This is a genomic window from Streptomyces sp. JLBG701 (assembly GCF_058544905.1).
In genome coordinates, this window is sequence record NZ_CM178588.1 from 4343250 (window position 1) to 4366235 (window position 22986).

Sequence of the window (22986 nt, forward strand, 5' to 3'; positions counted from 1 at the left end):
CCCGAGCAAGCCTCTCCATGCCTGGCCTGCGCATATCTCTCCTTTGTCATTCGTCGGCAGTACGGTGTCCCCCATGCGCCCCGACACGCCTGCCGAGAACGTCGACCACACCGCCGAAGCGGCACGCCTGGAGCGGACCGCCGGCCTGTATCCCGAGGACGCCGAGGCCCTGCTCCTCCAGGCCGCGGCCCACCTGGAACTAGCCGCCGACCGCCCCGCCGCGACGACCCTCTACGACCGCCTGTTGTCGTCCCCGGACGGCCTGGAGAACCCCTACCTGGTACGAGCCCTAAAGGCCTCGAACCTCTGGGAATACGGCCACGAGGCAGAGGCCCGAGCCATCATCGAGGGAGTCAGGTCAGCGTCCCCACGCGACCCAGCCCCCTGGTTGATCGTGGCGGAGTCGCTGGAATCCCACGACGAGCTGGAAGCGGCGCAGGAGACATTCACGGAGGGAGCGCGGCTACTGCTAGAGGGCGTCGACCAGCCGCCGTACTCGACACATCCGCTGCTGTTCGGCCGCCACAGGGTGCGCCGGATGCTGGGCGCGGCCCACGACGACTGGGACATGCTGGCCGACACCCTCCACACCCTCCCGGTGTCCCTGGACGAGCTCCACGACCCGAAGCGGGTGTGGTCCCTGGGCTCCGACAACCCGGCGGAACTGGAGGCGGAGATCTCACGACTCCGGGCGGAGCTGGGCGCGTACAGGGAGGCCCTGTCCCGCCCGTTCCCGGTGGCGGTCCTGCACTGGCCGGCGGGGGAACTGGCGGAGCTGGTGGCGGCTTATCCGACGCTGGCGGAGGAGTACCCCTCGCATGAGGAGCACCTGACGACGATAGAGGGGTCACTGCGGGAGCTGGCGTCTTCGGGGACGCCTAACTTGGGGATTGTTACGGGGACGGTGCCTTCGTATGAGGCGTTTGCGGCTTCGGAGGGGGCGTCTCCGAGGGACGTGGCGTTGTTGCCGCAGTATGCGACGACCTTGGCGGCTCGGGGGCGGGCGGTGGCTTGGCCGCCTCAGCGGGGGGCGGTTTGTTGGTGTGGGTCGGGGCGGGGTTATGGGGACTGTCATGGGGCTTAAGCCTGAACACTGCGAACCGGCGCCGTCTGAAAACGATCACCTTTCGTCACAACACCCTTCGATTGTCAGTGCCTGCTGTTAGAACAGATCCATATCGGCACGAGAGATCGTGCGGGGAGAGCCCACTCGGGATCTACCAATAGGGATCTAAGAGGAGCAGCGGTGGCGGAATCGGGGGACCTGACGGAGCCGGTTGCGGGTGTCTACGAGCAGCTGATCACCCACAGCCTGCACGATCGGATAGAGGGGCTCGAATCCGCGGGTTGGAAGGCCATCGACGCGGAGGTCGGCAAGGAGTCCACGCCGCATGTGCTGGCCCGGTACATCGGCGAGGCCGTGGGGCGCCGGTTGAGTCGACTGCCGCACGACAAGCAGGTGGACGCCGCCAACCAGATCATGCGGTCCCTGGCTGCGAGCGCGCCCGACCCGGATGCGGACGAGGCCGTCGGCACCATCGCCGACGGCCCCCGCCAACTCCTCGCCCTCGCCGAGCAGGAGGCGCCCGGCGTCTACGCGATTCGGCCCCTCACGCCCCTCTCCGAGACGGCGTTGATCACGAACGCCCCGGATGACCCCAGTCTGGGCGCCGAACTACGGGCTGAGCTGGCCACTGCCGACAGCATCGACCTGCTGTGCGCGTTCGTTAAGTGGTACGGAATTCGAGTACTTGAGGACTCCCTGCGCGCTGCGAAGGAGCGGGGAGTTCCCATCCGGGTCATCACGACCACCTACATCGGCGCCACCGATCGATATGCGCTGGACCGCCTGGTCCGCGAGTTCGGTGCCCAGGTCAAGGTCAACTACGAGATCCGGTCGACGCGTCTGCACGCGAAGGCATGGCTGTTCCGGCGCGACACGGGATTCGACACGGCCTATGTGGGCAGTTCGAATCTCTCCAAGGCCGCGCTGCTCGACGGTCTGGAGTGGAACGTACGGCTGTCGTCGGTCGCCACGCCCAGGGTGCTCGACAAGTTCGAGGCGACGTTCGACTCGTACTGGGACGACGCGGCTTTCGAGTCGTACGACCCTGACCGCGACGGAGAACGGCTTGCTGAGGCGCTCTCCCAGGCGGGAGGCACCGGGTCGGGCAATGAGCTCAAGATCAACCTGTCCGGGCTCGCGGTGCATCCGTACCCACACCAGCGGGACATGCTGGAGCGACTCCGCGTCGAACGGGAGGTACACGGCCACCACGAGAACCTCCTAGTCGCGGCGACCGGCACCGGCAAGACCGTCATGGCGGCCCTGGACTACCGCAACTTGCGTGACCGTCGCGGCGGGGAGCTCCCTCGCCTGCTCTTCGTGGCACACCGCAAGGAGATCCTTAAGCAGTCCCTGCGGACCTATCGGGAGGTCCTCGACGACGCCTCCTTCGGTGAACTCCTCTACAACGGCGAGGAGCCTCGCGACTGGACGCATGTCTTCGCGAGCGTCCAATCCCTCAAGCTCCAGCGGCTGGAGCAACTCGATCCCGGCCACTTCGACGTGATCGTCATCGACGAGTTCCACCACGCCAGGGCAGACACGTACCAGCACGTCATCAGGCACTTCAAGCCCACCGAGTTGCTCGGCCTCACGGCTACGCCGGAGAGGATGGACGGCTACAACGTCCAGGACGAGTTCTTCGGCGGCCGCATCGCCGCCGAGATGCGGCTGTGGGAAGCCCTTGAGAACGACCTGCTGTGCCCGTTCCACTACTTCGGCATCCCGGACGGCACGGATCTGTCCCAGCTCAACTGGCGTGCGGGCTCCTACGACCGGGACGAGCTCGGCAACCTCTTCACGGCCAGCCATGCGCGCGCTCGTATCGTCATCAAGCAGGTCAAGGACAAGATCTCCGACCCGGGTGCCATGCGTGCCCTGGGCTTCTGCGTGACGAAGGCGCACGCGCACTTCATGGCCGACCGCTTCCGCGATGCGGGATTCCAGGCCGCGGCACTCGACAGTGAATCGAGCCCAGCAGAGCGCGAGCGGACGCTGGACGACCTCAAGGCCGGCAAGATCCAGGTGATCTTCTCCGTCGACTTGTTCAACGAGGGCCTGGACATCCCGGACGTAGACACGCTGATCCTCCTGCGGCCCACGAACAGCGCGACGGTCTTCCTCCAACAGTTGGGACGCGGGCTGCGTCGTACGCCGAACAAGCCGGTGCTGACCGTGCTCGACTTCATCGGGACGCACCGGGCGGAGTTCCGCTTCGAGGAGCAGTTCCGCGCCCTGACCAACCTCTCCCGCAATCGCCTGGTCGACGGCATCGAGCGCGACTTCCCGCAACTGCCCTCCGGCTGCCAGATCATCCTGGAGGGCAAGTCCAAGGACCTCGTCCTCAACAACATCCGTACGCAGCTCAACGCCACGATCAACACGCTGGCGAAAGAGGTCAGGGACTACAGCACGCCCAAGCTCGCGGCCTACCTGCGTGAGAGCAGGCGGGACATCAAGGAGCTCTACAGGGCAAAGAACTCCTGGACCAAGATCTTGCGCAGGGCCGGAGTCATCAAGGAAGCCGCTCTGCCGGGAGAAGAGGAACTCCTCAGGCGCGTCCACGCCTTCCTGCATGTCGACGACCCTGACCGAGCTGGTGCATATCTGCGCCTCCTCGCGGATGACGCCCCCGACTACGACTCGCTCCCTCCTGCCGAGCAGGCATACGCCCGCATGCTCTTCTTCAACCTGTGGGACAAGGCGGGCGGTTTCTCCAGCTACCAGGAGGGTCTTGAGTCGCTTCGCGCCTTGCACGTGTTCCGCGACGAACTGCGGCAAGCCCTGTCGTACGTCTTCGACCAGACCGACCACTTCCCCATCCCGCTGGACGACCCGCTCAGCCACATCCCGTTGAAGATCCACAGCGCCTACAACCGCTCCGAGATCCTCTCGGCCCTCGGAATCGCCCGGCTGGGCGGCCAGATGCCCGGAGACTTCGGCCAAGGAGTGCGTTGGGTAGAGGAGATCAAGACCGACGCCATGCTCATCACCTTGGACAAGGACGAGCGGGACTTCTCCCCCAATGTCCGCTACAAGGACTATGCGCTCAGCCCCACCCTGTTCCACTGGGAGTCGCAGAACGCCATATCGGAGAACTCCCCCACCGGTCTGCGGTACCGAAACCATGTCGAGCGCGGCAGCCATGTCCTGCTCTTCCTGCGCCGCTACAACGACAACAGCATCGGCAAGGCCGAGCCCTGGATGCTGCTGGGCCCGGCCAAGTTCAAGAAGCACACGGGCAGCAAGCCAATGGCGATCACTTGGGAGCTCCAGCACGAGCTTCCGGTCGATGTGTGGTCGTACTCGGCGACGGTCTCGGCGGGGTAAGCGCGAGGGCACATCAGCCGTGCAGGGCCTCGATCTCCACCTCCGCCTCGAAGTGCGCCTGGGCCCTGTCCAGCACCTCGTCTGCGTCACGGCCATGCGCTTGGAGCCAATGGAGGAGGTCGGTGATAATGTCGATCGCTGCCTCCTCGGCCACAACCGCCCCCAACGGATGTGACCCAATGCTCGCCATATGCGGCGCTGGTTCCGGCCGGTAGAGGTCGAGCAGCCCCTCGGCTCTGCTCAAGCGCGGGGTCGGACTCTTCGGCAGCGTCGAAGTCGATCGCGTCGCCAGCTCACACCACGTCACCTTGCGGTCGGCACGGAGCTCGACACCCCAGCGGTCAGCGATGGCCTCAACTAAGGCCATCCCACGACCACCTTCGCTGTCGACTTCCGCTTGGATCAGTGTCGGTAGGGCACGGGCGTCGGGGTCGTGGACCTCGATGCGCAAGTGGGCACCGCTCATGGAGACGGCGAGCGTGGTCGGCGTACCGACGCCGACGTGGGTGATGACATTGGACACGAGCTCGGTGACGCAGAGTTGAGCCGCATCAGTGACGTGTTGCAATCCCCAGAGCCCGAGGTGGATGCGCATGATGCGGCGAAGAGCGGCGACTCCCTCGGGCTCTGCCACGAACGGGAGGTTCCATGACTTCCTCAGCATGGGGGCGTTGGCGTCCATCGCCTGGCTCCTTCCCTGACATCTCGTCGCGTTGTGCGATCGATGACATGCAAAGAGTTGCATTGGAACTCTCAAAATGGAACTCTCATCTTGATGGGAGAAGGAGCGCGGGACTCACGCACGCGCCCCCGGCGCACACCGTCTTGCCGCCGGGCTCGCACAACCCCCACGATCTGACTGATCGACACGAAGGGCCTCGTACATGGCAATTGGACCCACAACCCGCAGGCGCCAGCTGGGCGCCGACCTGCGTCGCCTCCGCGAAGCGGTGGGCTTGACCCTCGAAGAGGCAGGCGCACGCGTCGGCATCTCCAAGGCAACGCTCAGCCGCTATGAGACCAAGGAGGGGACGGTCAAATGGCCGGCCGTGGACGCCCTCTGCCGCGAATACGGCGCCTCGGACGAAGAACGCCTCGCCCTCGTCGAACTCGCCAAAGGCGCCAAGATTCAGGGCTGGTGGCGCTCACTCGCCGACCCCGTCCCCGAGTCCATGAATCTGATGCTCACTCTTGAGGACGAGGTGGTTCGCGAAGACCATTACGCATGCATGTACATCCCCGGGCTCCTCCAGACCCGCGCCTACGCGGAGGCCGTTCACCGAGCCTCGGAGGTGCAGTGCCCGGAGCGCGAAGTGCAGCACATGGTCGACATCCGTATGAAGCGCCAGGAACTGCTCGACCGAGATGAACCACCGCGCATCTGGTGCGTGATCGACGAGGCCGCGCTCCGACGCCGGGTCGGCGGCCACGAGGTGATGCGAGAGCAGCTTGGACACCTGCTTGCCCTGGCTGAGCGCCCCCACATCACCGTTCAAGTACTCCCCTTCTCAAAGGGCGCACACGCAGCGGCCGTTGGCAGCTTCGCCATCCTACGGGGACCGACGCCGGATCTGGACGTGGCATATGTGGACCTGCTCAGTGGCGGCCTCTTCATGGAGAAGCCGCAAGAACTGGGGCGTTATAGGTTGGCGTTCGAATACCTCAGCGCACAGGCACTCGATCTCGAGTCATCGGCTGAGCTTGTCGACCGTATAGTCAGGGAGTTTTCATGAAGACGCCTACCGTGCAGCGCTGGTTCAAGTCCTCGCACAGCGGTGGCAGCGGCACCGAATGTGTGGAGTGCGGCCACGCGGGCAGCCGCGCGCTGGTGCGCGACTCCAAGCAAGCCAACGGTCCGATCATGACGGTCCACGTTCGCGCCTGGCGGGCCTTCATAGAGGGACTGAGCCGCAGACGCTTTCCCAGCTGACGAGGCACGGCCGCGCACATCAACTCACTTATTTCTCAAACCGCTTGAGACAGCAACAGTCACGCGATTAGCATCCCTGGTGCACCGCTTCCCAAAATCCGGCAATGCCGACCATCCCCTAAACGCGGCGCAGAAGGGCACATCCATGGCTAAGGCTCGATACACCTTCGAGCTCCCGGTTCACGACGTGGACTACGGGAAGGAGGTTGCGATAAGCGACCTCAACATTGACCCTCAAGCACAGCGAACTCTCAACGAGAAGCGTGCGCAGAACATCGCGAATCACCTGGTTAGAGAAGCCATCGGGTCGATCGTCGTCTCCCAGCGGGTTGACGGCGACCTCTACATCGTCGACGGGCAGCACCGTTGGCGCGCCTGCGCACTCGCGGGGATACCCACAATCCGGGCCGACATACATCACGGCCTCACACAGGCTCAGGAAGCCATCCTCTTCCTGATCAAGAACCGTGAATCACACAAGCCACGCCCTATCGACGAATACCACGTAGGTCTTACCGGAGGCGTTCCCCTCTTCGTCGACACCGACCGCATTTTGAAGAAGCACGGACTGGCGTTGGGCTCCTCCTCCACCAACAGCGTCGGCGCCGTGTCGGGGGTACTTCAGATCACCGATCGCTACGGAGCTCCCATCTTCGACCGAACCCTCTCAATCGCTGAAGACGCCTGGGGGCGCTCCGCAGAGGCCTGGGATGGCATGCTCCTCGGTGGCATTGGCATGTTCCTCGGTCGCCACGGTGACCTCGTCGACGACAAGGATCTTGCGAAGAAGATAGAGAAGATGGGTTCGGCCGCCAAATGGCGGTCTGAAATTCTTAGCCAGTCGTCTCGTGGTGGCTTCAACAACAGCGGCACTGGATCCCGCATAAGCACTGCCTACCGGATGGTCGGCAATGCCTGGAACAAGGGCCGCAAGACAGAGAACCGTATCGAGATCTAAGCCGACTGACAGGAATTTCAACCTGCCGACTCTCGATATCCTGGACGACCTTCGAGAGTCGGCAGAGCTTTGTCATCACTTGGAAGAGCTACGACCAACGCCCTCGTCAGGTGGCCGCTGTTTCAGCAATCGCAGAAAGAGAGTCCACCCATTGCCTGAAGCGCGTAACCCCACCAAGCAGGAGATCATGAGTATGGTCCGTGACGTGACCACTCATGTAATGACGCGCTCTAGAGAGGGAGGAAGTCCCCTTATGTGCGATAAAGTTCCTTATTGTCCGTATTTCTTCAATGGGATTGGTGGTGACGAAACTTGCCCCAAGCGAGACTGATGATGACGTAACTGCCGTAATTATTTGCTGAGAATTTGGTAGCTGCAACTCTTGAACCATGTCGGATATTCCACTCTGGTCAAACCAAGACGGTTCGCCGGCCATCGCCCGAATGCTATTCGACCTCGACCTCGACGCCTGAACCAGCTGCCCTACGGCCTGTATTTCAGTTAGGGGTACCGCGGGAGAGTAGAGAATTCCAGATGCGCCTGTAATCTGCGCCGAAGAACAAGAAGAGAGCAACAGTCCTCTCATGAAACGATTCCACGAGTCCCAAAGAGAAACTACACATCCGTCGTCAATGGGATCATAGTCTATGACCTGACTGGATACCGTCACAGAGCCAGAAGACACCTGGAAGACGCTCTCAATAGCTGAAACCTCAGCCGCGAACGCGTCTACAACATCCTGCAACTGGCTGGATATCACGGACATTGGCAGCCCTATTCGGCATAGTTTCCGGCAAGGGCTCGACAAAAGTACTCAAACCGAATTTGTCGACTACGAATTCGCTGTGTGCTCGTTTTAGATTCCACGAGAGCGACGTACCCAGACACATCTTCAGCCGGACTACCTAGAATTACGTTCAACACACCAAGAGACTCAACCGCCTTCTCTTTAGACATCAGAAGTTTATCCGGGGCGGGAGCCTTATCAAAGGATAGGCGGCCGGCAGGGAGCTTATGGTGGGCATACATCAGTGCCGCGATGATCATTAGCGAGTGAGGGCGCTGCACGATGGGTTCCTTGGGAAAATCGGAAAGGAGGTCAGCCGCTTCCAGGATTATTTCTACGACCTCATCCTCAGCAGGGAGATCCTCAGGAACCGTTTCCTTGTTTTCTTCGTAGAGGCTGGTAATTCTCGGTTCCCCGCCATCTCCAACACCCTTGAGCCAGAATCCGAGAATCTCGGCAACGAACGATTGATCCGACATTCGGACGCGTTCCCTATTTGAGATGACTCCGAGTTCCCACAGGGGTTTGACCCTGCGGACAATCGATTTAACTAGGGCGCTGAATTCATTATCGAAGCGCGCATTCCTCAATTCTGCTTCATTTACCGGAATTGCGTAAGAATTGATGCGAACGAAAACCTCGAGGACATCATCATCCGTAGCGTTGATTAGCTGTTCGCACGTAAGCTTGTACGAGAGAAACGAGTCTTTGAGCTCGTCTTCAAGATTTACGTAACGCAACCCCTTCAGATCTCCAGCCTTTGACCCAAGAGCAAATTTCCCTGACGCAAAATCGATGATGGCCCGAAGTCGCTGCTGTCCATCCACCACGTCACGAATGGTTCGCCGAGTGTCTCGATCGACGGTTGTGCGCAGTAGCAGTTTCGGTATCGGATAGCCTCGCAAGATTGAGTCAATCAGGTAGCTCTTGGCTGGTGATGGCCAAACAGGACCTCGCTGAAACTTGGGATTCAGTATGAGTTCTTTGTCGTCGTCCCACTTCAGAAAATCTGCAATTGTGTAGTGCTGAGGAGTGCTCCCACGCATACGTTCCTGCTCTCGGTTGCTTGTTGGATGGTTTGGAAGCCAAGATACGCAATGCAATCTACCCACTGGCCTCACAAGGCAGCGAGTACTCGGCGAGCATGATCGCACTTGTCCCGGCCACCGCTGTCAACCTAGCCGGGAAGCGGACACTGACCACGCTGCCAGAGCAAGTACCCACGTGGGGTTGCCGTCGCTACCCGCTGCAAGATCAAGCGTCTACGCTCACTTAGCTCCACGCCGGAGGATCAACGCGTCGTACAACGGAGCGTCAGAGAACGGCAACACCTCACCAAACCACTTGTACCCCCACGACGCATAGAGCGCTCGGACTTTGGGATGGTCCCGCTCGACCAGAAGCGTGACGCGTTCCTCCGGACGGTCTCGCAGCAACCCGTCGTGAATCTGCCGAGCGACACCAGCGCCGCGCACCTTCTCGACGACCATTAGCTCCGAGAGTGCGAAGGTACGCGTCCCTGTCTCCGTGGTCGACCCGTCCGGCACTGGCGTGCGCAGCCCCTTCCACCACCGGGTCGTCTCCTGCAACGTGCAGCCGTACGCGTACCCGACCGGCATGTCGTCGAGATAGCCCACGACCGCCGCGAACCCAGGGACCTCGGTGTTCCAGCCGAGCCGCTCGTCGAACCTCTCGACGCTGTGGAAGTCCTCGCTCAACCGCTCCTCGTAGATCTCCGCGTACACGTCGAGGAGTTGCTGTCGGATGTCGGCCAAACCGACCGCGTCCCTATGTTCGAGCCGCAGCCCTTCCATTTCATGCTCCCGTCTCTCGTGTCTGTTCCAGGAAGTCCGAAGCTGCCGGCACATGTGCGTACTGCTGGAGGTGCTGTCGCAGGTCACCGAGCTTGTCTCGGATGCGCTCGCTTTGAACTCGTCCGGCTATGGCGACTGCTCTGCCTGCTTGAGCGGCGGCGTGCTCGACGTTTCCCTCACCGAGGAGTGCCTGTGCGTGTTGAGCCGTGTAGTAGACGCGGTTGCGTTCGAAGCGTGGTTCCAGCATCTGGAGTGCGGCGGAGGTGAGTTGCTCAGCTCGTCGGTGTTGTCCGAGTGCTTGGTGCGCGGCACCCGCCAGGCCCGTCAGCTCGGCCGGGGTGAGAAACGACAGCCAGGCTGCGGGCTGACCTTGGGTTCGTTCGTAAGCCGTCTCGGCGCGGGCGAGAGAGCGCTGGGAACGCGTACGGTCCCCGGTCCGGGCATGGCCGACAGCCTGACGGCAATGGAGCAGTGCCATCAGCCACGGATCGCTCTTCGCCTGCCGTGTCTCGACTGCCGCACGACCGATCCGCAGAGCCTCCCTGTCGCGGTTGAGAAGGCGGGCCTGCATCGCGAGGTTGGACCACACTCGGGCCTGCAGCATCCCGTCTCCGGAGAGCATGCCGGCCTGCAAGGCTTCGTTGTACAAACCGGACGCGTCCGCCTGTCGTCCGGCGTCGTACGCGAACCATCCGGCGGACGCTGCCAGATCCCCCATCGCCGAGTACAGGAGACGCTCGACGCGATCCCCGTAATTGCAGTGGTTTACGGCAGTCTGGACGCGACGAAGGGCGTCGGTGGCAACGTCGTGCAAGGCGCCCCCGCCCAAGGCGTGGTCGTACTTGTAGAGAGCGGGGACGATGGCCCGGATGCGGTCGACGTCGCTGGTGCCGAGTCGACCGACCGCAGGGATTGCGTCCAGACCGAGAGCAGCAAGCAGGCCGACCGCAATGAACTCCCTGCGCGGGACGGGGCGTTGCATCTCCACTTGTGCCGGCCGACGAGGCGGAGCAGGGACACGTGAGGACTTCCTCGGGACGAATCCCATGTCCTCCGGGCTACGACCGAAGATGCGCTGGAGAGGCAGAAGGTAGCGCGGCCACGGCCACTGCACTTCGCCGGAGATCCACCGACGCACGTGCCGGTCAGTGCAGTTGGCCGGGGTTCCGGAGAGGTCCGTTGCCGTCGAGTTCACAGCTTCCGCAAGCTGCTCGTGGGTGTAGCCGAACTCCGCTAACAGCGCTTCGAGCCTGGTGTTTCTCTTGCTGCCCACTTCCGCCCCCTCGCGCGTGGTCCCTCGACGGTAGTCCTACCGGCATCCGGTGCCCGGTAAAACTGTCCGGTCGGCTGCGAGTAACTCCCCAAGATCCGTCCTGACGGGCGATAGGGCGCTTCCGGTTTCCTCGTGAACGTGAACAGCACGCCCAACCGAGGGAGCTGCGGTGCTGACTCCATCCGACATGAACCGACTGATCGCCGAGTGGCTCGCCCGGGCACATCCGGTGCCACATCAGGCCCACGCGGAGTGGTCCCACCAGGGTGTGGCTCTGCTCCCGCTCGGCGGCCTGTTTGCCGCGGTTCGGCTCCCCGGTGAGCTCGTGTATGCGGCGCTCGGCTGCGAGCAATCCGATGAGGTGGCGGCCGCCCTGCGGGAACGGCTGCGAGGCCCCGTCATCCACGACCACCGCGTCACGGGTGCCACGTACTACGCCCTCATCAACTGGGGTGCCGGAGTGATCCAACAACTGGAACAGGACGAGGACGCCCCGTGCCTAGGTCGCGGCACGTATCTCGGCATCCCCCGCATCGATCGTCGGCAGCCGCCTGGCACTTACTGGGTGATTCCGCCACGACACGACGGTGATCTGTGCCGCCCGGCGGCTGTGCGATCCCTCGTCGCCGCAGGCCGACAGGAGCTGGCGTTGCGCGCCACGGCCTGACTTCGGTCTTCACGGACTTCTGCCGTCGGGCTTGAACGGGCTGCACGTAGGCCCTCGTTCGACGGCAGGCGCAAGATCCCTCTCCCTGAGCACTCGACCAGGCATCCAGCGCTCCGGGAGAGGGCTGCCCGAAGATCCCAACTCTGAGGTGAACCGTGCTCCGCACAACCCCACCGGAACGGCTGCCCGGCCGGACTACGCCCAACCGCGACGCGAGCGCGAAGGAGGCCACGCCATGACCACCGTCGCCACCGAGACCCGGACCGGCCGCTCCCTCGCCCCCGCCCCCGAGTTCGACATACTCGCTACCTTCTGCGCCGACGAATACGGCCTCGAACGCTGCGTCGCCGACCGCGTCCTCGACCAAGCCCTCGCCCTGATCCACGTCATGGGCACAACCCGCTCGGGCGCCACCATGGCCCCCTCCCAACAGGTCGACCCGGGATGGCACACGCTCATCCTCCACACCGACTGGTACGCCAACTGGTGTGAGGAGCAGTTCGGTTACTTCCTGCATCACCAGCCGAACAGCAAGACCCGTACGCGCGGGCTGATGACCGACGTCGTCGAGAAGATCCGGGCGGCGGGCTTCGCCGTGGACGAGCGGCTGTGGGGTACGGCCGCCGACTGCAACCCGCCTTCCTGCTGCGGCGACGGTCCCTGCTGCTGACCTCACCTCCTCCCCCGCGGGCGGGCCCGCCTCCCTCAGGCTGGCCCGCCCGCTCCCCCTCCCTCACCTCAGAACGGACCCCCCCGTGCCGCTCACCGTGCTGACCGCGACCAGCCGCGTGACCGTATTTCCTCTCGAAGACCTCACCGTCGCCTACACCACGCAGTCCGGTGACGAACGCGGGCTGGGAGACATCGGGCTGGTCACCGTCGTAGACGAAGGAGGCGACGGAGACGCGCTGTGGCGGCTGGCCCGTGACCTCGGTGGCCGGATGAATGCTGGGGACCAGGCCCGTTGGATCCTCACCCAGGCAAGTCGCGCCCGCGTGGTCAAGGCGCACACAGACCTGCCGTACGCGAAGTGGGCCGCGCACATCCACCGGCGCTTCGACCTCGACGCGCTCTTCGCGAACCACGACGTCCTGATGACCGGCCGGATTGCGTTGCTGGATCTCTGAGCGATGGTGCGTCATCCGTTGGGCCGGGTATGAGCTCGGCTGGTTCACAATCGGCAACCGAAGGGAACGCACAGTGACCAGTTCGATCCCGTGGCAACAGCGGCTGTCCACCGGCACGGAAGACATCCAGGATGAGGTGATCCGCTGGTACCAACAGACGCGGCACGGCAAGGCGTACGTCCCCACCATGATCTGGGGCACGCTCCAGACAGAGGGGTACGCGACCGTGATCCTGCGGCGGGTCGTGGACTTCCTCGGAGTTCCGGACGACGTACCGGCGGGGGTCGCCAAGCGGATGGAACGGCAGCAGGTTCTGTACGACGGTGAGCACCGCTACGACGTTGTCCTCGGCGAGCAGGCCCTGTACACGAATGTCGGGGGCAGCGAGGTCATGTGCGAGCAGATGGAGCGTCTCCTTCGCGACATCGACCTCCCCTCGCTCGGGCTTGGAATCCTCCCTGCCACCGCCGAGTTCGGCGTTGTGCCTCTACCCGGGTTCAACATGAGTGAGGACCGCGTTCACTACGAACTCGTCTCCTGCGGCGTGGACATCACCGACGCCGACGAACTGGCCCTTCACCACAAGGCATTCGATGCCGTCAGCAGTGCGGCCTGCTACGGAGAATCCGCAAAGGAGCTGATCAATAAAACCCTGACCTTCTGGAGCAACGCTTGACCACTCTTCCAGGCGACCGGGAATTCTTTGAAGCAGAACTTCAGCATGTGCCGAAGGCATCGTCGGACGCGGACCCCAACGCCGTCGCCTCAGTGATCGTCGACTACCGGGGCAGGATCCTCCTCCACCAGGACCCCGACTTCGACATCGCCGTACAGGAGGGCATTGACCTCGCGGCACGGTTGAAACAGGGGGCACGCCCTACTCAAGGCGACGGATCGTGAAGCTGTCGCTGAGCGCGCCCGCGAACAGGTCGGCGAGGCGGCCTTCGACGACGTACGTGCCGTGTGGAGTGACCGCAGCGGTGGTGGGGTTGGGGTCCGGCCACGGGACCGAGCTGGCGACCGTGTGTGCAGAAAGCCAACCGTCGTGCGAACGCAGCACCGACACTCCCGGCGTCGCCGTGGAGGCGAGCCGGTTCGTTACGACGACGAGTGGGCCGTCGGGTCTCAGTGCCAGTCCGTCCCCGCCGACGACAGCCTCCTCCAGTGCCACGGGCGACACTTCCTCAGGCGCGTGCACGGGCACCCGCAGCAGGGCGCCTGTGTCGTACCGCACCACGAGCAGGTGGCCGGAAGGGTGCCACACGATGCCGTTGGGTCCTACCCCGTCTCGGCCCAACAGGTCATCCCGGCTGAGCAGTAGTGACGCCTGCCCGTCCGGGGCGACGCGGTAGATCTCGCCGCTGACGATGTCGGTGACGTAGGCATTGCCGGCGGCGTCCAGGGCGAAATCGTTCGCACCGTGGATCCCGGCCGCGCCGCCGGGTACTGCGGACAGGTCCACCCGATGCAGCACCGCGCCCGTGGCGAGATCGAAGATGCCGAGCCCGGACTGCCGGAACATCGTCGCCTCGTCCGACTTGGTGCCCACGCCGGGGTCCTGGTACGTGACGAGCACCCGGCCGCGCGCCGGATCGGTGTGCACCGCGAGCGTGGAAACCATCACGCCGTCGTCGACGAGGGTACGTACGGTGCCGCTGGGCCGCACCACGGAGACCGTGCCATGCCGTACCGAGCCGACCAGAAAGGCCCGGCGCGTCGGATCCCAGGAGATGCCTTCGGGGTGCAGGGACGGCGACGAGCCGTTGATCACGGACTGGCGGGACGCTGCCTGGACCGGCGTGCCGGGCATATTGAGTGCGGCCATTCCCAAGGTCACAAGGGCGGCCCGGCGGTTGACCAGGACTGTCATGGATGGGCTCCTTACAGAAGACCGGAACCGGGGCCTCACCTATTGAGGTGTCAGATAGGTCGGGCCAGGACTCAACACAGCGACCGTAGAGGTCAGTTGAGACACAGCTCCACTTCTGCGGTAACGATGCGATTTCCACCATCCGGTGGAACGGGAGAAGCGTGCGTCGGTCAAAGGCTCACGACGAGGTCCTCAAGCGGGGCCGGTACCCGTCCGGAGCCGAGGGCGTCCACCAGAAGACGGCCGTAGCGGATCTTGCGGCCCTTCTTCGTGCCGAGGAAGCGGCGCAGCTGTTGGTGACGGGGGCGGCCGTGCTGGGCGGGCTGGTGGAGGAAGGTCTGCCAGGGGCGTAGGTCGCCCTCGGCATCGATGATCTCCTCGACGCGCTCCGTGCCCAGTGTGCGGATGAGCTCGTCCTCCAGGTCTGCCACGCATACGAAGAAGCCCTGGTCCGGCGCCCCGGCGCGCTTCAGGCCGCGGTCGTAGAAGGGTTGCTCGCGTTCGTCGCACAGGCCCCTCAGGCGCAGGCCGAGACCGGGTGGCCCGAGGAGGCCGGCGTAGCGGGCGATGTTCATCGCCCCGCCCATCGAGACGACGCACACCCCTTCGGCGGGCAGGTCCCGGCCATGCCGTGCGGCCAGCGCCTCGACGGCGGCGAGGTCGCTCAGTCCTTCCAGCAACACCGCTGTCCGCAGCCCCAGTTGCGCTGCCAGATCACTCGCCGGTTCGCCGGGGCCGCCGGCCGCCCAGCGGCTGACCGCTGCCCGGAATGCGTGTACGTCCGCCATGGAGCGAGTCTGCACGTCCACCGACCGGCATGGCACGGAATATTCGGCGGCCCTGCCAAGCGGCTCGCTCGAACCGAGGTGACCGTCTCGGCCACGGACGTGCCGCCCGGCATCGACCGAGCGGCCGGCGGATCAAGGAGGTCAGACCCCTCCGCACGAGACCACCGTTTCAGTGGGCGTGGACCGACCCCCACGCGAAGTTCTGCCCGTACCCGGTCCCCGAACCGCCCGTGTACACCTGGTCGGTGGCGTAGTACGTCGCCTTCACGTCCGCGTTCGAGTTGATCGCGGTCTTGGTCAGCCCGGAACCCCAGGTGCTCCAGATCACCCATGGGCTGCGGGTCAGCGCGTTCGAACCGGCCGCCGTGATCGGCACGTTGTACGTTTCCGCGAGCATCCGCGGCTTCGCGTAGTCGACGAGCCCCGTGTAGTACACGTGCGTGAGGTCCGAGGCGGACGGGCTGTAGTCGTCGACGCCGACGATGTCGACGAGGTCGGCCCCGGGGTAGTAGTCCCACGGCACGTCGTTCCCCTGCGGATCCCAGGCGCCCGGCGACCAGACGAAGATCAGGTTGTGCAGGCCCTTCGTCTTCACCAGGTAGTCGTACGTGATCCGCCACAGCTTCTTGTACGAGGCCGGGGTCTTGTCCCCCCACCAGAACCAGTCGCCGTTCATCTCGTGGTACGGCCGCAGCAGTACCGGAACGTCCCACGCGGCGAAGTACGAGAGCGTGGCCGCGAGAAAGCCCAGGTCCGCGAGGAGCGACCGGTATTCGTCGGTGTCCGACTCCCAGTCCAGGACGCGGTCGAACCACGCCTGGTCGGTGGTGAGCGTCGCCACCGGGGTGGTCTCCTTCCCGTCCGGGGGCAGTCCCACCTCCTGCTGGAGGACCCGGCTCCAGGACTTCACCGAGGAACCGGGGTACGGCTGGTGGAAGCTCATGCCCACGATCCCGGAGGCCGCGCCGCCATTGGCGAGGCTCGCGGAGGTGCCGTCGAGCCGGACCATGGTGCCGTCCGGGTTGTACGTGCCGTCCGCCGCGCGCGGCAGCCCCTTCCACACACCCATGGCGAGGTCCACGGCGTCGTCCGTGTACTGCCACGACCGCACCCCCGTCGGCAGCCCCAGCGGCCGGTTGTAGGAGCGGTCCGCGTACGTCCCCCAGCCGGTCGCGCCGTATCCGGGCCCGAGGTCGATCTCGATGAAGCCGGACAGCTTGCCCGTGATGTCCCGGGCCTTCTTGTAGTAGTACCCGGAGAAGGTCGTGCCGCCCGTGTCCCCGTAACTCGCGTTGTACAGCTCCTGCTGGGTCTCGATGTGCTGGCCGATGATCGTCATCGGACTGCTCCCGGAACGTCCGGCGTTCTCCAGCGACACCAAGTGCTTGTACACCGCCTGCGCGTTCGCCGACGCCGCCGGATCCCGGCCCGTCAGCGTGGGTGCGATGAGCGGCGTGGCCGCCCGTGCGACTCCCGGTATGGCGGACGCGGCGGCTGCGGCGCCGAGGGCGGTGACGAACGTACGTCTTCGCAAGACTCAACCTCCATGGCAGGGGCGGATCTTGCTCAGGCTACGGCTGGGGCGGCTGCCGGAACAGGGTGGCGATCTTCGTACAGCGGGGTCGGTCAGCGGCCCGACCGCAGGGCGTGCAGCAACAGCGGCAGAGAGCGGTGCAGTTCGCGCTCCCAGTAAGGCCAGCTGTGCGTGCCGGGGCCGTAGAAGTCGGTGGTGAGTTGTGCTCCGGCGGCCTTCAGTTGGCCGGCGACGGCGTGGTTCATCTCGTTCAGCTGCGCTTCGAGTTCGTCGTAGGTGCCGGGTGGGTCGAATGGGCCGGCGGTGCCGTCGCCGCTGGCCAGGAAGACGGGGATCGAGCGCAGGCTGTTCGCCAGGTAGTACGGGTCGTGGGCCTCCCAGATGGCGCGTTGGGCCACCGGGTCGCCCCACAGGGCCAGGGGGTCCTCGCCGTACTCCTGCAGCAGGCCCATCAGGCCGGACGGGAAGTCGCCGGACAAGGGGTGCGCCACGCCGCTGTAGCTCGCCGCCGCGCGGAACGTGCCGGGGTGGTGGGCGGCGTAGAGCAGGGTGCCTAGGCCGCCCATGGACAGGCCGGCGATCACTCGGCGGTCGCCGGCGCCGTAGCCGTGCTCCAGGAGCGGGAGCAGCTCGCGGAGGTGGAAGGTCTCCCAGGCCGGTGTGCCGCCGTTGCCGTGGTTCCACCAGTCGCTGTACCAGCCGGTCGGGCCGGCCTCGGGCATGACGACCAGGGTGTGGCGGAGCCGGCGCAGTGTCTCGACGTCGGTTTCCCGGGTCCAGCTGTCGTACGTGTCGCAGCAGCCGTGGAGCAGGTACAGCACCGGCCAACGCTGGCTCTTGCGCCGGTCGTTCCAGCCGTCCGGGGTCAGCAGGCGGACCTTGGCGGTACGGCCCAACGCGGGCGAGGAGATGGTCAGGTCGACCAGGTTGGGGCCGACGTTCTCCTCCGCCACGACCCGGGCGCCGCCGCCCCCGCCCTTGTCCTCGCCGCCGACGGCCGCGGTCGCCGTCCCCGGCAGGACCGCCATGACCAGGGTGACCAGGACTGTCCAGATCAAGAGACGGGCATGGCCACGATGCACGGCGGTCCTCCATTCCCAGCGATCCGACCGGCTTCGGATCACTACCACCGGGGAGCGTACGGATCGCTGGGGTATGGGTCACTACGCCAGAAAGCTGAGGTTGTTCAGGGCTTGTTGACCGCCGAGGCCCAGTCGAAGTTCACGCCCATGTCGGAGTACATCTTCGAGTAGCCGACGAAGCAGTTGAACGTCGTGACCTTGCCGTCCTTCAGGTACCAGAAGTCGGCGGTCGGCGCGTCGACCTTGTGGCCGTTGCCCTTGACGACGCCGCCCGTCGGCGCCGTGAGCTGCCCGTCGAACGTGCCCTGGATCGACAGCTCGATGCTGACCACGTCGCCGTTCACGGTGATGCGCTTGAGCTCACGGTGAACATCGGAGAAGAGGCCCTTCATGTAGGGCAGTACGCTGCCGAGCGCCTCTCCCCGGTAGGCCACGCCGGGGACCATGTCGTTGAAGACGCCGTCCTTGGTGAAGCTGTTGACGAACGTCGGGACGTCGATGTGGCTGCCCTCCGCCACGTAGTAATCGCGCAGGACGACCGCGAGATTGTGCCGCTCGTGCTTGGTCAGGTGGCGGTCGGTGAGCGGCAGCTTGGCCAGCTGGCGGGCGGTCAGGTCCGGGACCGCCGCCGTAGTGCTGTCGCTGTGGGCGGGGCTTGCGGCCTGTGACGGCACGGCGGCGATGGACAGACCGCCCAGGACCGCTATCGCGGCCGTGGCGGTGATCGTCTTCCGGCTGAGCAACTTCATGTCGTGTTCCTCCAGGTTGGCACGCGGGATCCGCCGATCCGTCGCGACGGCGTCTCGCGGATTCTTAGTAAATCAAACGCTCGCTTTAACTTATGGACGGCAGCGCAAGCTGTCAAGCAGCTGTTTGAATTGGCTGGTCCCGCGGCCGCGGCGACTGTTGACAATGAAGTCAAGCAGCTGCTTGACTTCATTGTGTGATGGAGGCGAAGAGGACGGACCTGCGCCGAGAGGCCGGTCAGCGCACACGGGACGGCCTGCAGACGGCCGCCCTGGAGCTGCTCGCGCAACGAGGCCAGGAGGGCGTGACTCTCCGCGAGATCACCGAACGCGCCGGAGCCAACGTCGCCGCGGTGAGCTACCACTACGGGTCGCTGAAGGGGCTGTGCGACTCGGCGATCGAGCACGCGTTGGAACGGTATCTGGACGCACAGATCCTGGCGCTCGACCCCCTGGGCTCCACTTCGACGCTCCAGGAGATGGCGGCAGCCTTCGCCGGGCCGATGGTGCGCGCAATGGCGGCCGGTGGAGAGGACCTGGCCGTGATGCGGACGGTGGCGCGCGTCGGCATCGATCCGCCCCAGGGGTGGGAGCGGCTGGCCGGCAAGTTCGACCAGAGTCGCCGGGAGGCCCTGCGGATACTGTCGGCGAACCTTCCCGGAGTCGACGAGGAGGAGCTGATCTTCCGTACGCGATGCGCGGCCGGCATGCTGAACTGGCTCGCCCTGTCACCCATCGGCGCCGAGCTGGCCACCCTGTCCGCCGAGCAGATCGAGCGGCAGCTGGTCCCCGTGGTGGCCGGCGCGTTCCGCGGGGACGCCGGCGTCGACCACTGACCTGCGAATGGCCCCTTCGGACCAACACCGGCCCCGATCATGCCTGGTCACGGCCGCCGGAGTTGGCCCGAACGCTCCAATCACCGCTCCGTGCAGCGGCACGGCACCGGGCGGTCGAGCCACCGGGCGCTCAAGTCACCGGGCGCTCAGCATCGGCATGGACGACCCGCCAGCACGCTGCGGGCTCGCCCCCGGCGGCCCGTTCAAGTAGCAGCCTACGACCGTGCCCTGATCGTTGACGTCACCAGCCGTAGTGCGATCGGCGCCCGGGAAGTCCACCGGCGCCACCGGGCCGCTCGCGCCCTTGGGCAGCAGGAAGCCGCGGGCTTCCGTCTGGTCGGCGTTGAGGGTGACGCCCGTGATCTGGGCGCGGTTGTTGATGCCGGTCGCCAGGGTGTACTGGGTCGCGCGCGGGTCGATCACGGTGACGCGGCCCTTGTCCAGGAGGAAGCCGAGGAGCCTTCCGCTCTTGTCGAGGTAGTCGCCCACCATCTGGCCCTGGTCGTTGATGTCGAAGATCTCGGGTCCGACGATGCCGGGGAGGTCGAGGTTGATGGTCGTGAAGCGTCCGCGTTCCCAGCGGAAGCCGTGCGCGGTTCCCACGGTGTCGACGTAGACGCCCACCACCTGGCCGCGGTTGTTGAGGCCCATCGGGAGCGTGTACTTGGCGTCGGGGACGTCCAGGGTGATGAACTTGCCCCGGGCGTCCCGCAGGAAGCCGTGCGGCTGGGCCGAGTCGTTCACGAAACCGGTGTCGTTGCTGTAGTGGCCGACGGTCTCGCCCCGGTCGTTGATCTTCAGGGCCTCGGTTCCCTTCGACCCCGGGAAGTCGAACGTCGTGACCTTGCCGGACGCGTCCCGGATGAAGCCGGACTCGTTGGTGGGCCGCTCGTACTCGCCGGTGATCCGGTCCTTGCTGTCGATGCCGAAGGCGCACAACTGGGCTTGCGGGTCAGGTGAGTCGACGCTTGTGTAGCGGCCCTTGCTCAGTAGGAACGCGTGGTATCCGGGCGTGGGGGCGGCGGCCTGTCCGGTGCCGCTCGTGGCTGTGACGCAGGCCGCGCAGACGGCCGTAGCGACGATGGTCCTGCGAACTGCCGAGATCATTCCCTTCTCCTTCGCTGAGCGTCTTTTGCTGAGGGGGTGTCTCTTACAGTTCGTTCGCATCGAACCTCGGTCCCGGATTGCCCCCTTCCCCTTTCAGAGTTGAGGCCTGCGCGCAGGCGGCCACCGCGACAGTTCGTCAATCATGTTCGGGGTCAGGCCCCGGGCCGGGTCCACGCTGATCAGGAGGGTCGGGGCCGTGCGGGAACGGGCCCATGCGTGGGCCTCGGGGGTGTGCATGTCGTCGAGCCAGGCCGCTGGGCGGTCGGCGGTGAACGCCGCGATGGGCGGGACCTTTTCGGACGGTGCGAACTGCCCTGGAGTGAAGTTGAAGTGGATCACCGGGAGGGGCGGGAGGGAGAGCAGGGGGGCCAGCAGTCTGTTGGCCTCGTCCTCCCAGCCGGTCGTCCAGACGAGTTCGTACCGGTCGGCCAGGCCCGTCAGCCAAGTGCCGTGCGGCGGGCAGACGCGGACGGGTTCCTCGTCGGGGAAGAGGAGGTGTTCCTCGTAGCCGTCCGGGCAGGTGGCGGCGGCGTAGGGATTCAGTACTCCGTCCACGTCGAGCAGGAGTAACGGACGTTCCATCTCTTTCTCCGTTCCGTCGGCGGCTGCCTCACCATCGTGGCGTCAGAGTCGGCAGCTGATCTCCATGCCGTCCTCGACGGGGAACGTCACGCTCTGGTAGCCGTTCTCCGGGGAGCGTACGTAGTCCAGGTAGGGCTGCAGACTGCTCAGGTCCACGTCGTCGGCCACGACCAGGGTGCCGGGGGCCATGCCCGGTTCGAGCAGGCGCAGTACCGGCAGGCACAGGTCCTTCCAGCCGTCGAGGAGAACGAAGTCCGCGGGGTCTTCGATGGCGCCGAGCGTTTCTCGGGCGTCTCCCTCCAGCACGGTGATCACGTCGTCCAGGCCGGTCTCCGTGAAGGTGCGGCGGGCTGCGGCGATCTTGTTCTTGCTCAGTTCCGTGGTGATGACGCGTCCGGTGCCGTTGTCCCGTACGGCGGCCGCCAGATGCAGCGTGGAGATGCCGAAGGATGTGCCGAACTCGATGACGGTGGCCGGCCGGACCGCGCGGACGAGGTTGTAGAGCAGCTGCCCGCCCGCTGCGGAGATCGGCATGTAGATCTCCGCCGCCGCGTCGGCGTGTTCCTGAGGTGTCGTCCCGAAGCCGTCGGGGCGCTCCGACTCGACGCGGGCCGCGGTGGCGTCGTCATGTGCGGCCTGCGCGAACATCCGGCTGAGGGCGGCTTCGACCCGGGGGTCGGCGAGCGTGTGAGTGAGTGTCATGAGGTTTAGAGTAGACGCAACGTTGCGTCTAATCTAGAGCGGTCGACGGCGGTTACTCTGTGGCACGGGAGGCGACATGGGCGACATGGGCAGCGCGGGTTCTACGACGGGAGCCGCCGAGGCAAGCGCTACGGGCCGACCCGGGCGCAGTCACCACGGCAACCGGCACGGGCGTAGCGAAGAAGCCCGGCAGGCGGTCCTTGAGGCGGCCGACGACCTGCTCGCCGAGAAGGGGTTCACGGGCGTCACGATGGAGGGCATCGCGGCGCGGGCCGGGGTCGCCAAGCAGACCGTCTACCGCTGGTGGAAGACCAAGACCGAGGTCCTCGTGGACGCCTTCCTGCAGGACCTGGCCGAGGAACTGACCCCGCCCGATCACGGCGACATCGCCCTCGACCTGCGCGCCTATCTACCCCAACTGGGCCTGTTCCTCAGCCAGTCCGACCCTGGAGCCGTCTTCAAGGCCCTGATCGCCCAGACACAGCACGATCCGGTGTTCGCCGAGGACTTCCGGGCCAGGTACCTCGACGAACAGCGCCGCCGCGACCGCCTGCCACTGGAACGCGCCGTGCGGCGGGGCCAGTTGCCCACCGACCTCGACATGGCGGCCGAGACCGACCAGCTCGTGGGCCCCCTCTACTACCGCGTCCTGGTGACGAACGAGCCGATCGACCAGGACTTCACCGACCGGCTTGTCGATGCCTTCCTCCGCCGCATGCGCTGACGACGACTGACGACAGCCGGTCCCCACCGCCGCGGCCTGGCGGTGGGGACCGGCCTTGTGCTC

Annotated in this window: 24 protein-coding genes; 11 read left to right on the forward strand and 13 right to left on the reverse strand. The window is 65.3% G+C overall.

The genetic code is table 11. The features are described 5' to 3' along the window. Nucleotides 1-73: 73 nt before the first annotated feature. Together AC5DRG_RS19885 and AC5DRG_RS19890 are read left to right on the forward strand one after the other, a co-directional pair. Nucleotides 74-1084 carry a YecA family protein gene (locus tag AC5DRG_RS19885; protein WP_491811899.1) on the forward strand — a complete coding sequence of 337 codons (1011 nt, stop codon included), beginning with the start codon at nucleotides 74-76 and terminating at the stop codon, nucleotides 1082-1084. Nucleotides 1085-1246: 162 nt separating this feature from the next. Then, nucleotides 1247-4396 carry a DEAD/DEAH box helicase gene (locus tag AC5DRG_RS19890; protein WP_491811900.1) on the forward strand — a complete coding sequence of 1050 codons (3150 nt, stop codon included), beginning with the start codon at nucleotides 1247-1249 and terminating at the stop codon, nucleotides 4394-4396. Nucleotides 4397-4409: 13 nt separating this feature from the next. On the opposite strand, the gene AC5DRG_RS19895 is transcribed toward AC5DRG_RS19890, so the two are convergent. Next, nucleotides 4410-5078, reverse strand: coding sequence for an ATP-binding protein (locus AC5DRG_RS19895; protein ID WP_491811901.1), 669 nt, complete (start codon nucleotides 5076-5078; stop codon nucleotides 4410-4412). Between the two features lie 202 nt (nucleotides 5079-5280). Here AC5DRG_RS19895 and AC5DRG_RS19900 point away from each other — a divergent pair, with 202 nt between their 5' ends. The 3 genes from AC5DRG_RS19900 to AC5DRG_RS19910 all read left to right on the forward strand — a co-directional run bounded on the left by AC5DRG_RS19900 (nucleotide 5281) and on the right by AC5DRG_RS19910 (nucleotide 7284). Further along, nucleotides 5281-6129 carry a helix-turn-helix domain-containing protein gene (locus tag AC5DRG_RS19900; protein ID WP_491811902.1) on the forward strand — a complete coding sequence of 283 codons (849 nt, stop codon included), beginning with the start codon at nucleotides 5281-5283 and terminating at the stop codon, nucleotides 6127-6129. Continuing rightward, nucleotides 6126-6326: a DUF397 domain-containing protein gene (locus tag AC5DRG_RS19905; RefSeq protein ID WP_491811903.1), complete on the forward strand. Its 201-nt coding sequence runs from the start codon at nucleotides 6126-6128 to the stop codon at nucleotides 6324-6326. The genes AC5DRG_RS19900 and AC5DRG_RS19905 overlap by 4 nt, the downstream gene beginning before the upstream one ends. Before the next feature lie 145 nt (nucleotides 6327-6471). Next, nucleotides 6472-7284, forward strand: coding sequence for a DUF6551 family protein (locus AC5DRG_RS19910; RefSeq protein WP_491811904.1), 813 nt, complete (start codon nucleotides 6472-6474; stop codon nucleotides 7282-7284). Between the two features lie 106 nt (nucleotides 7285-7390). Here the strand turns inward: AC5DRG_RS19910 and AC5DRG_RS19915 are convergent, their stop codons facing one another. The 4 genes from AC5DRG_RS19915 to AC5DRG_RS19930 all read right to left on the reverse strand — a co-directional run bounded on the left by AC5DRG_RS19915 (nucleotide 7391) and on the right by AC5DRG_RS19930 (nucleotide 11158). Further along, complete coding sequence (locus AC5DRG_RS19915) at nucleotides 7391-7720, reverse strand: hypothetical protein (protein ID WP_491811905.1); 330 nt, start codon at nucleotides 7718-7720, stop codon at nucleotides 7391-7393. A gap of 338 nt (nucleotides 7721-8058) precedes the next feature. After that, nucleotides 8059-9117 carry a DUF262 domain-containing protein gene (locus AC5DRG_RS19920; protein WP_491811906.1) on the reverse strand — a complete coding sequence of 353 codons (1059 nt, stop codon included), beginning with the start codon at nucleotides 9115-9117 and terminating at the stop codon, nucleotides 8059-8061. A gap of 222 nt (nucleotides 9118-9339) precedes the next feature. Then, nucleotides 9340-9885, reverse strand: a complete 546-nt coding sequence (locus AC5DRG_RS19925) for an N-acetyltransferase (RefSeq protein ID WP_491811907.1) — start codon at nucleotides 9883-9885, stop codon at nucleotides 9340-9342. 1 nt (nucleotide 9886) lies between these two features. Further along, nucleotides 9887-11158 carry an NsdA family TPR-like regulatory protein gene (locus AC5DRG_RS19930; RefSeq protein ID WP_491811908.1) on the reverse strand — a complete coding sequence of 424 codons (1272 nt, stop codon included), beginning with the start codon at nucleotides 11156-11158 and terminating at the stop codon, nucleotides 9887-9889. Between the two features lie 169 nt (nucleotides 11159-11327). Here AC5DRG_RS19930 and AC5DRG_RS19935 point away from each other — a divergent pair, with 169 nt between their 5' ends. The 4 genes from AC5DRG_RS19935 to AC5DRG_RS19950 all read left to right on the forward strand — a co-directional run bounded on the left by AC5DRG_RS19935 (nucleotide 11328) and on the right by AC5DRG_RS19950 (nucleotide 13628). After that, a complete protein-coding gene (locus AC5DRG_RS19935; RefSeq protein ID WP_491811909.1) occupies nucleotides 11328-11825 on the forward strand; it encodes a hypothetical protein in 498 nt (165 codons plus the stop codon). Nucleotides 11826-12060: 235 nt separating this feature from the next. After that, the gene (locus tag AC5DRG_RS19940; RefSeq protein WP_491811910.1) at nucleotides 12061-12495 is read left to right on the forward strand and encodes a UCP032817 domain-containing protein; all 435 of its coding nucleotides are present in this window, start codon (nucleotides 12061-12063) and stop codon (nucleotides 12493-12495) included. A gap of 85 nt (nucleotides 12496-12580) precedes the next feature. Continuing rightward, entirely contained in the window at nucleotides 12581-12952 is a 372-nt protein-coding gene (locus AC5DRG_RS19945; protein WP_491811911.1) for a hypothetical protein, read from the forward strand. Nucleotides 12953-13025: 73 nt separating this feature from the next. After that, the gene (locus AC5DRG_RS19950; protein ID WP_491811912.1) at nucleotides 13026-13628 is read left to right on the forward strand and encodes a DUF5753 domain-containing protein; all 603 of its coding nucleotides are present in this window, start codon (nucleotides 13026-13028) and stop codon (nucleotides 13626-13628) included. Nucleotides 13629-13829: 201 nt separating this feature from the next. Here the strand turns inward: AC5DRG_RS19950 and AC5DRG_RS19955 are convergent, their stop codons facing one another. The 5 genes from AC5DRG_RS19955 to AC5DRG_RS19975 form a co-directional block, all read right to left on the reverse strand. Beyond that, the gene (locus tag AC5DRG_RS19955) at nucleotides 13830-14822 is read right to left on the reverse strand and encodes an SMP-30/gluconolactonase/LRE family protein (RefSeq protein ID WP_491811913.1); all 993 of its coding nucleotides are present in this window, start codon (nucleotides 14820-14822) and stop codon (nucleotides 13830-13832) included. A 170-nt stretch (nucleotides 14823-14992) separates the two neighbouring features. Next, nucleotides 14993-15610 (reverse strand): TOPRIM nucleotidyl transferase/hydrolase domain-containing protein, encoded by a 618-nt coding sequence (locus tag AC5DRG_RS19960; protein ID WP_491811914.1) that lies wholly within the window; start codon nucleotides 15608-15610, stop codon nucleotides 14993-14995. A 169-nt stretch (nucleotides 15611-15779) separates the two neighbouring features. After that, on the reverse strand, nucleotides 15780-17144 hold the full coding sequence (locus AC5DRG_RS19965; RefSeq protein ID WP_491811915.1) for a glycoside hydrolase family 26 protein: 1365 nt from the start codon (nucleotides 17142-17144) through the stop codon (nucleotides 15780-15782). 92 nt (nucleotides 17145-17236) lie between these two features. Then, on the reverse strand, nucleotides 17237-18172 hold the full coding sequence (locus AC5DRG_RS19970; RefSeq protein WP_491813094.1) for an alpha/beta hydrolase: 936 nt from the start codon (nucleotides 18170-18172) through the stop codon (nucleotides 17237-17239). A gap of 158 nt (nucleotides 18173-18330) precedes the next feature. Continuing rightward, nucleotides 18331-18975, reverse strand: coding sequence for a nuclear transport factor 2 family protein (locus AC5DRG_RS19975; protein ID WP_491811916.1), 645 nt, complete (start codon nucleotides 18973-18975; stop codon nucleotides 18331-18333). 197 nt (nucleotides 18976-19172) lie between these two features. On the opposite strand from AC5DRG_RS19975, the gene AC5DRG_RS19980 reads away from it, so the two are divergent. Next, on the forward strand, nucleotides 19173-19808 hold the full coding sequence (locus tag AC5DRG_RS19980; RefSeq protein ID WP_491811917.1) for a TetR/AcrR family transcriptional regulator: 636 nt from the start codon (nucleotides 19173-19175) through the stop codon (nucleotides 19806-19808). 135 nt (nucleotides 19809-19943) lie between these two features. On the opposite strand, the gene AC5DRG_RS19985 is transcribed toward AC5DRG_RS19980, so the two are convergent. From AC5DRG_RS19985 to AC5DRG_RS19995, 3 genes are all read right to left on the reverse strand, one after another. Continuing rightward, nucleotides 19944-20915, reverse strand: a complete 972-nt coding sequence (locus tag AC5DRG_RS19985; protein ID WP_491811918.1) for a hypothetical protein — start codon at nucleotides 20913-20915, stop codon at nucleotides 19944-19946. A gap of 93 nt (nucleotides 20916-21008) precedes the next feature. Continuing rightward, nucleotides 21009-21497 carry an HAD domain-containing protein gene (locus AC5DRG_RS19990; protein WP_491811919.1) on the reverse strand — a complete coding sequence of 163 codons (489 nt, stop codon included), beginning with the start codon at nucleotides 21495-21497 and terminating at the stop codon, nucleotides 21009-21011. A 42-nt stretch (nucleotides 21498-21539) separates the two neighbouring features. After that, entirely contained in the window at nucleotides 21540-22199 is a 660-nt protein-coding gene (locus AC5DRG_RS19995; RefSeq protein ID WP_491811920.1) for an O-methyltransferase, read from the reverse strand. Nucleotides 22200-22275: 76 nt separating this feature from the next. Here AC5DRG_RS19995 and AC5DRG_RS20000 point away from each other — a divergent pair, with 76 nt between their 5' ends. After that, a complete protein-coding gene (locus AC5DRG_RS20000; RefSeq protein ID WP_491811921.1) occupies nucleotides 22276-22923 on the forward strand; it encodes a TetR/AcrR family transcriptional regulator in 648 nt (215 codons plus the stop codon). Nucleotides 22924-22986 lie beyond the last annotated feature (63 nt).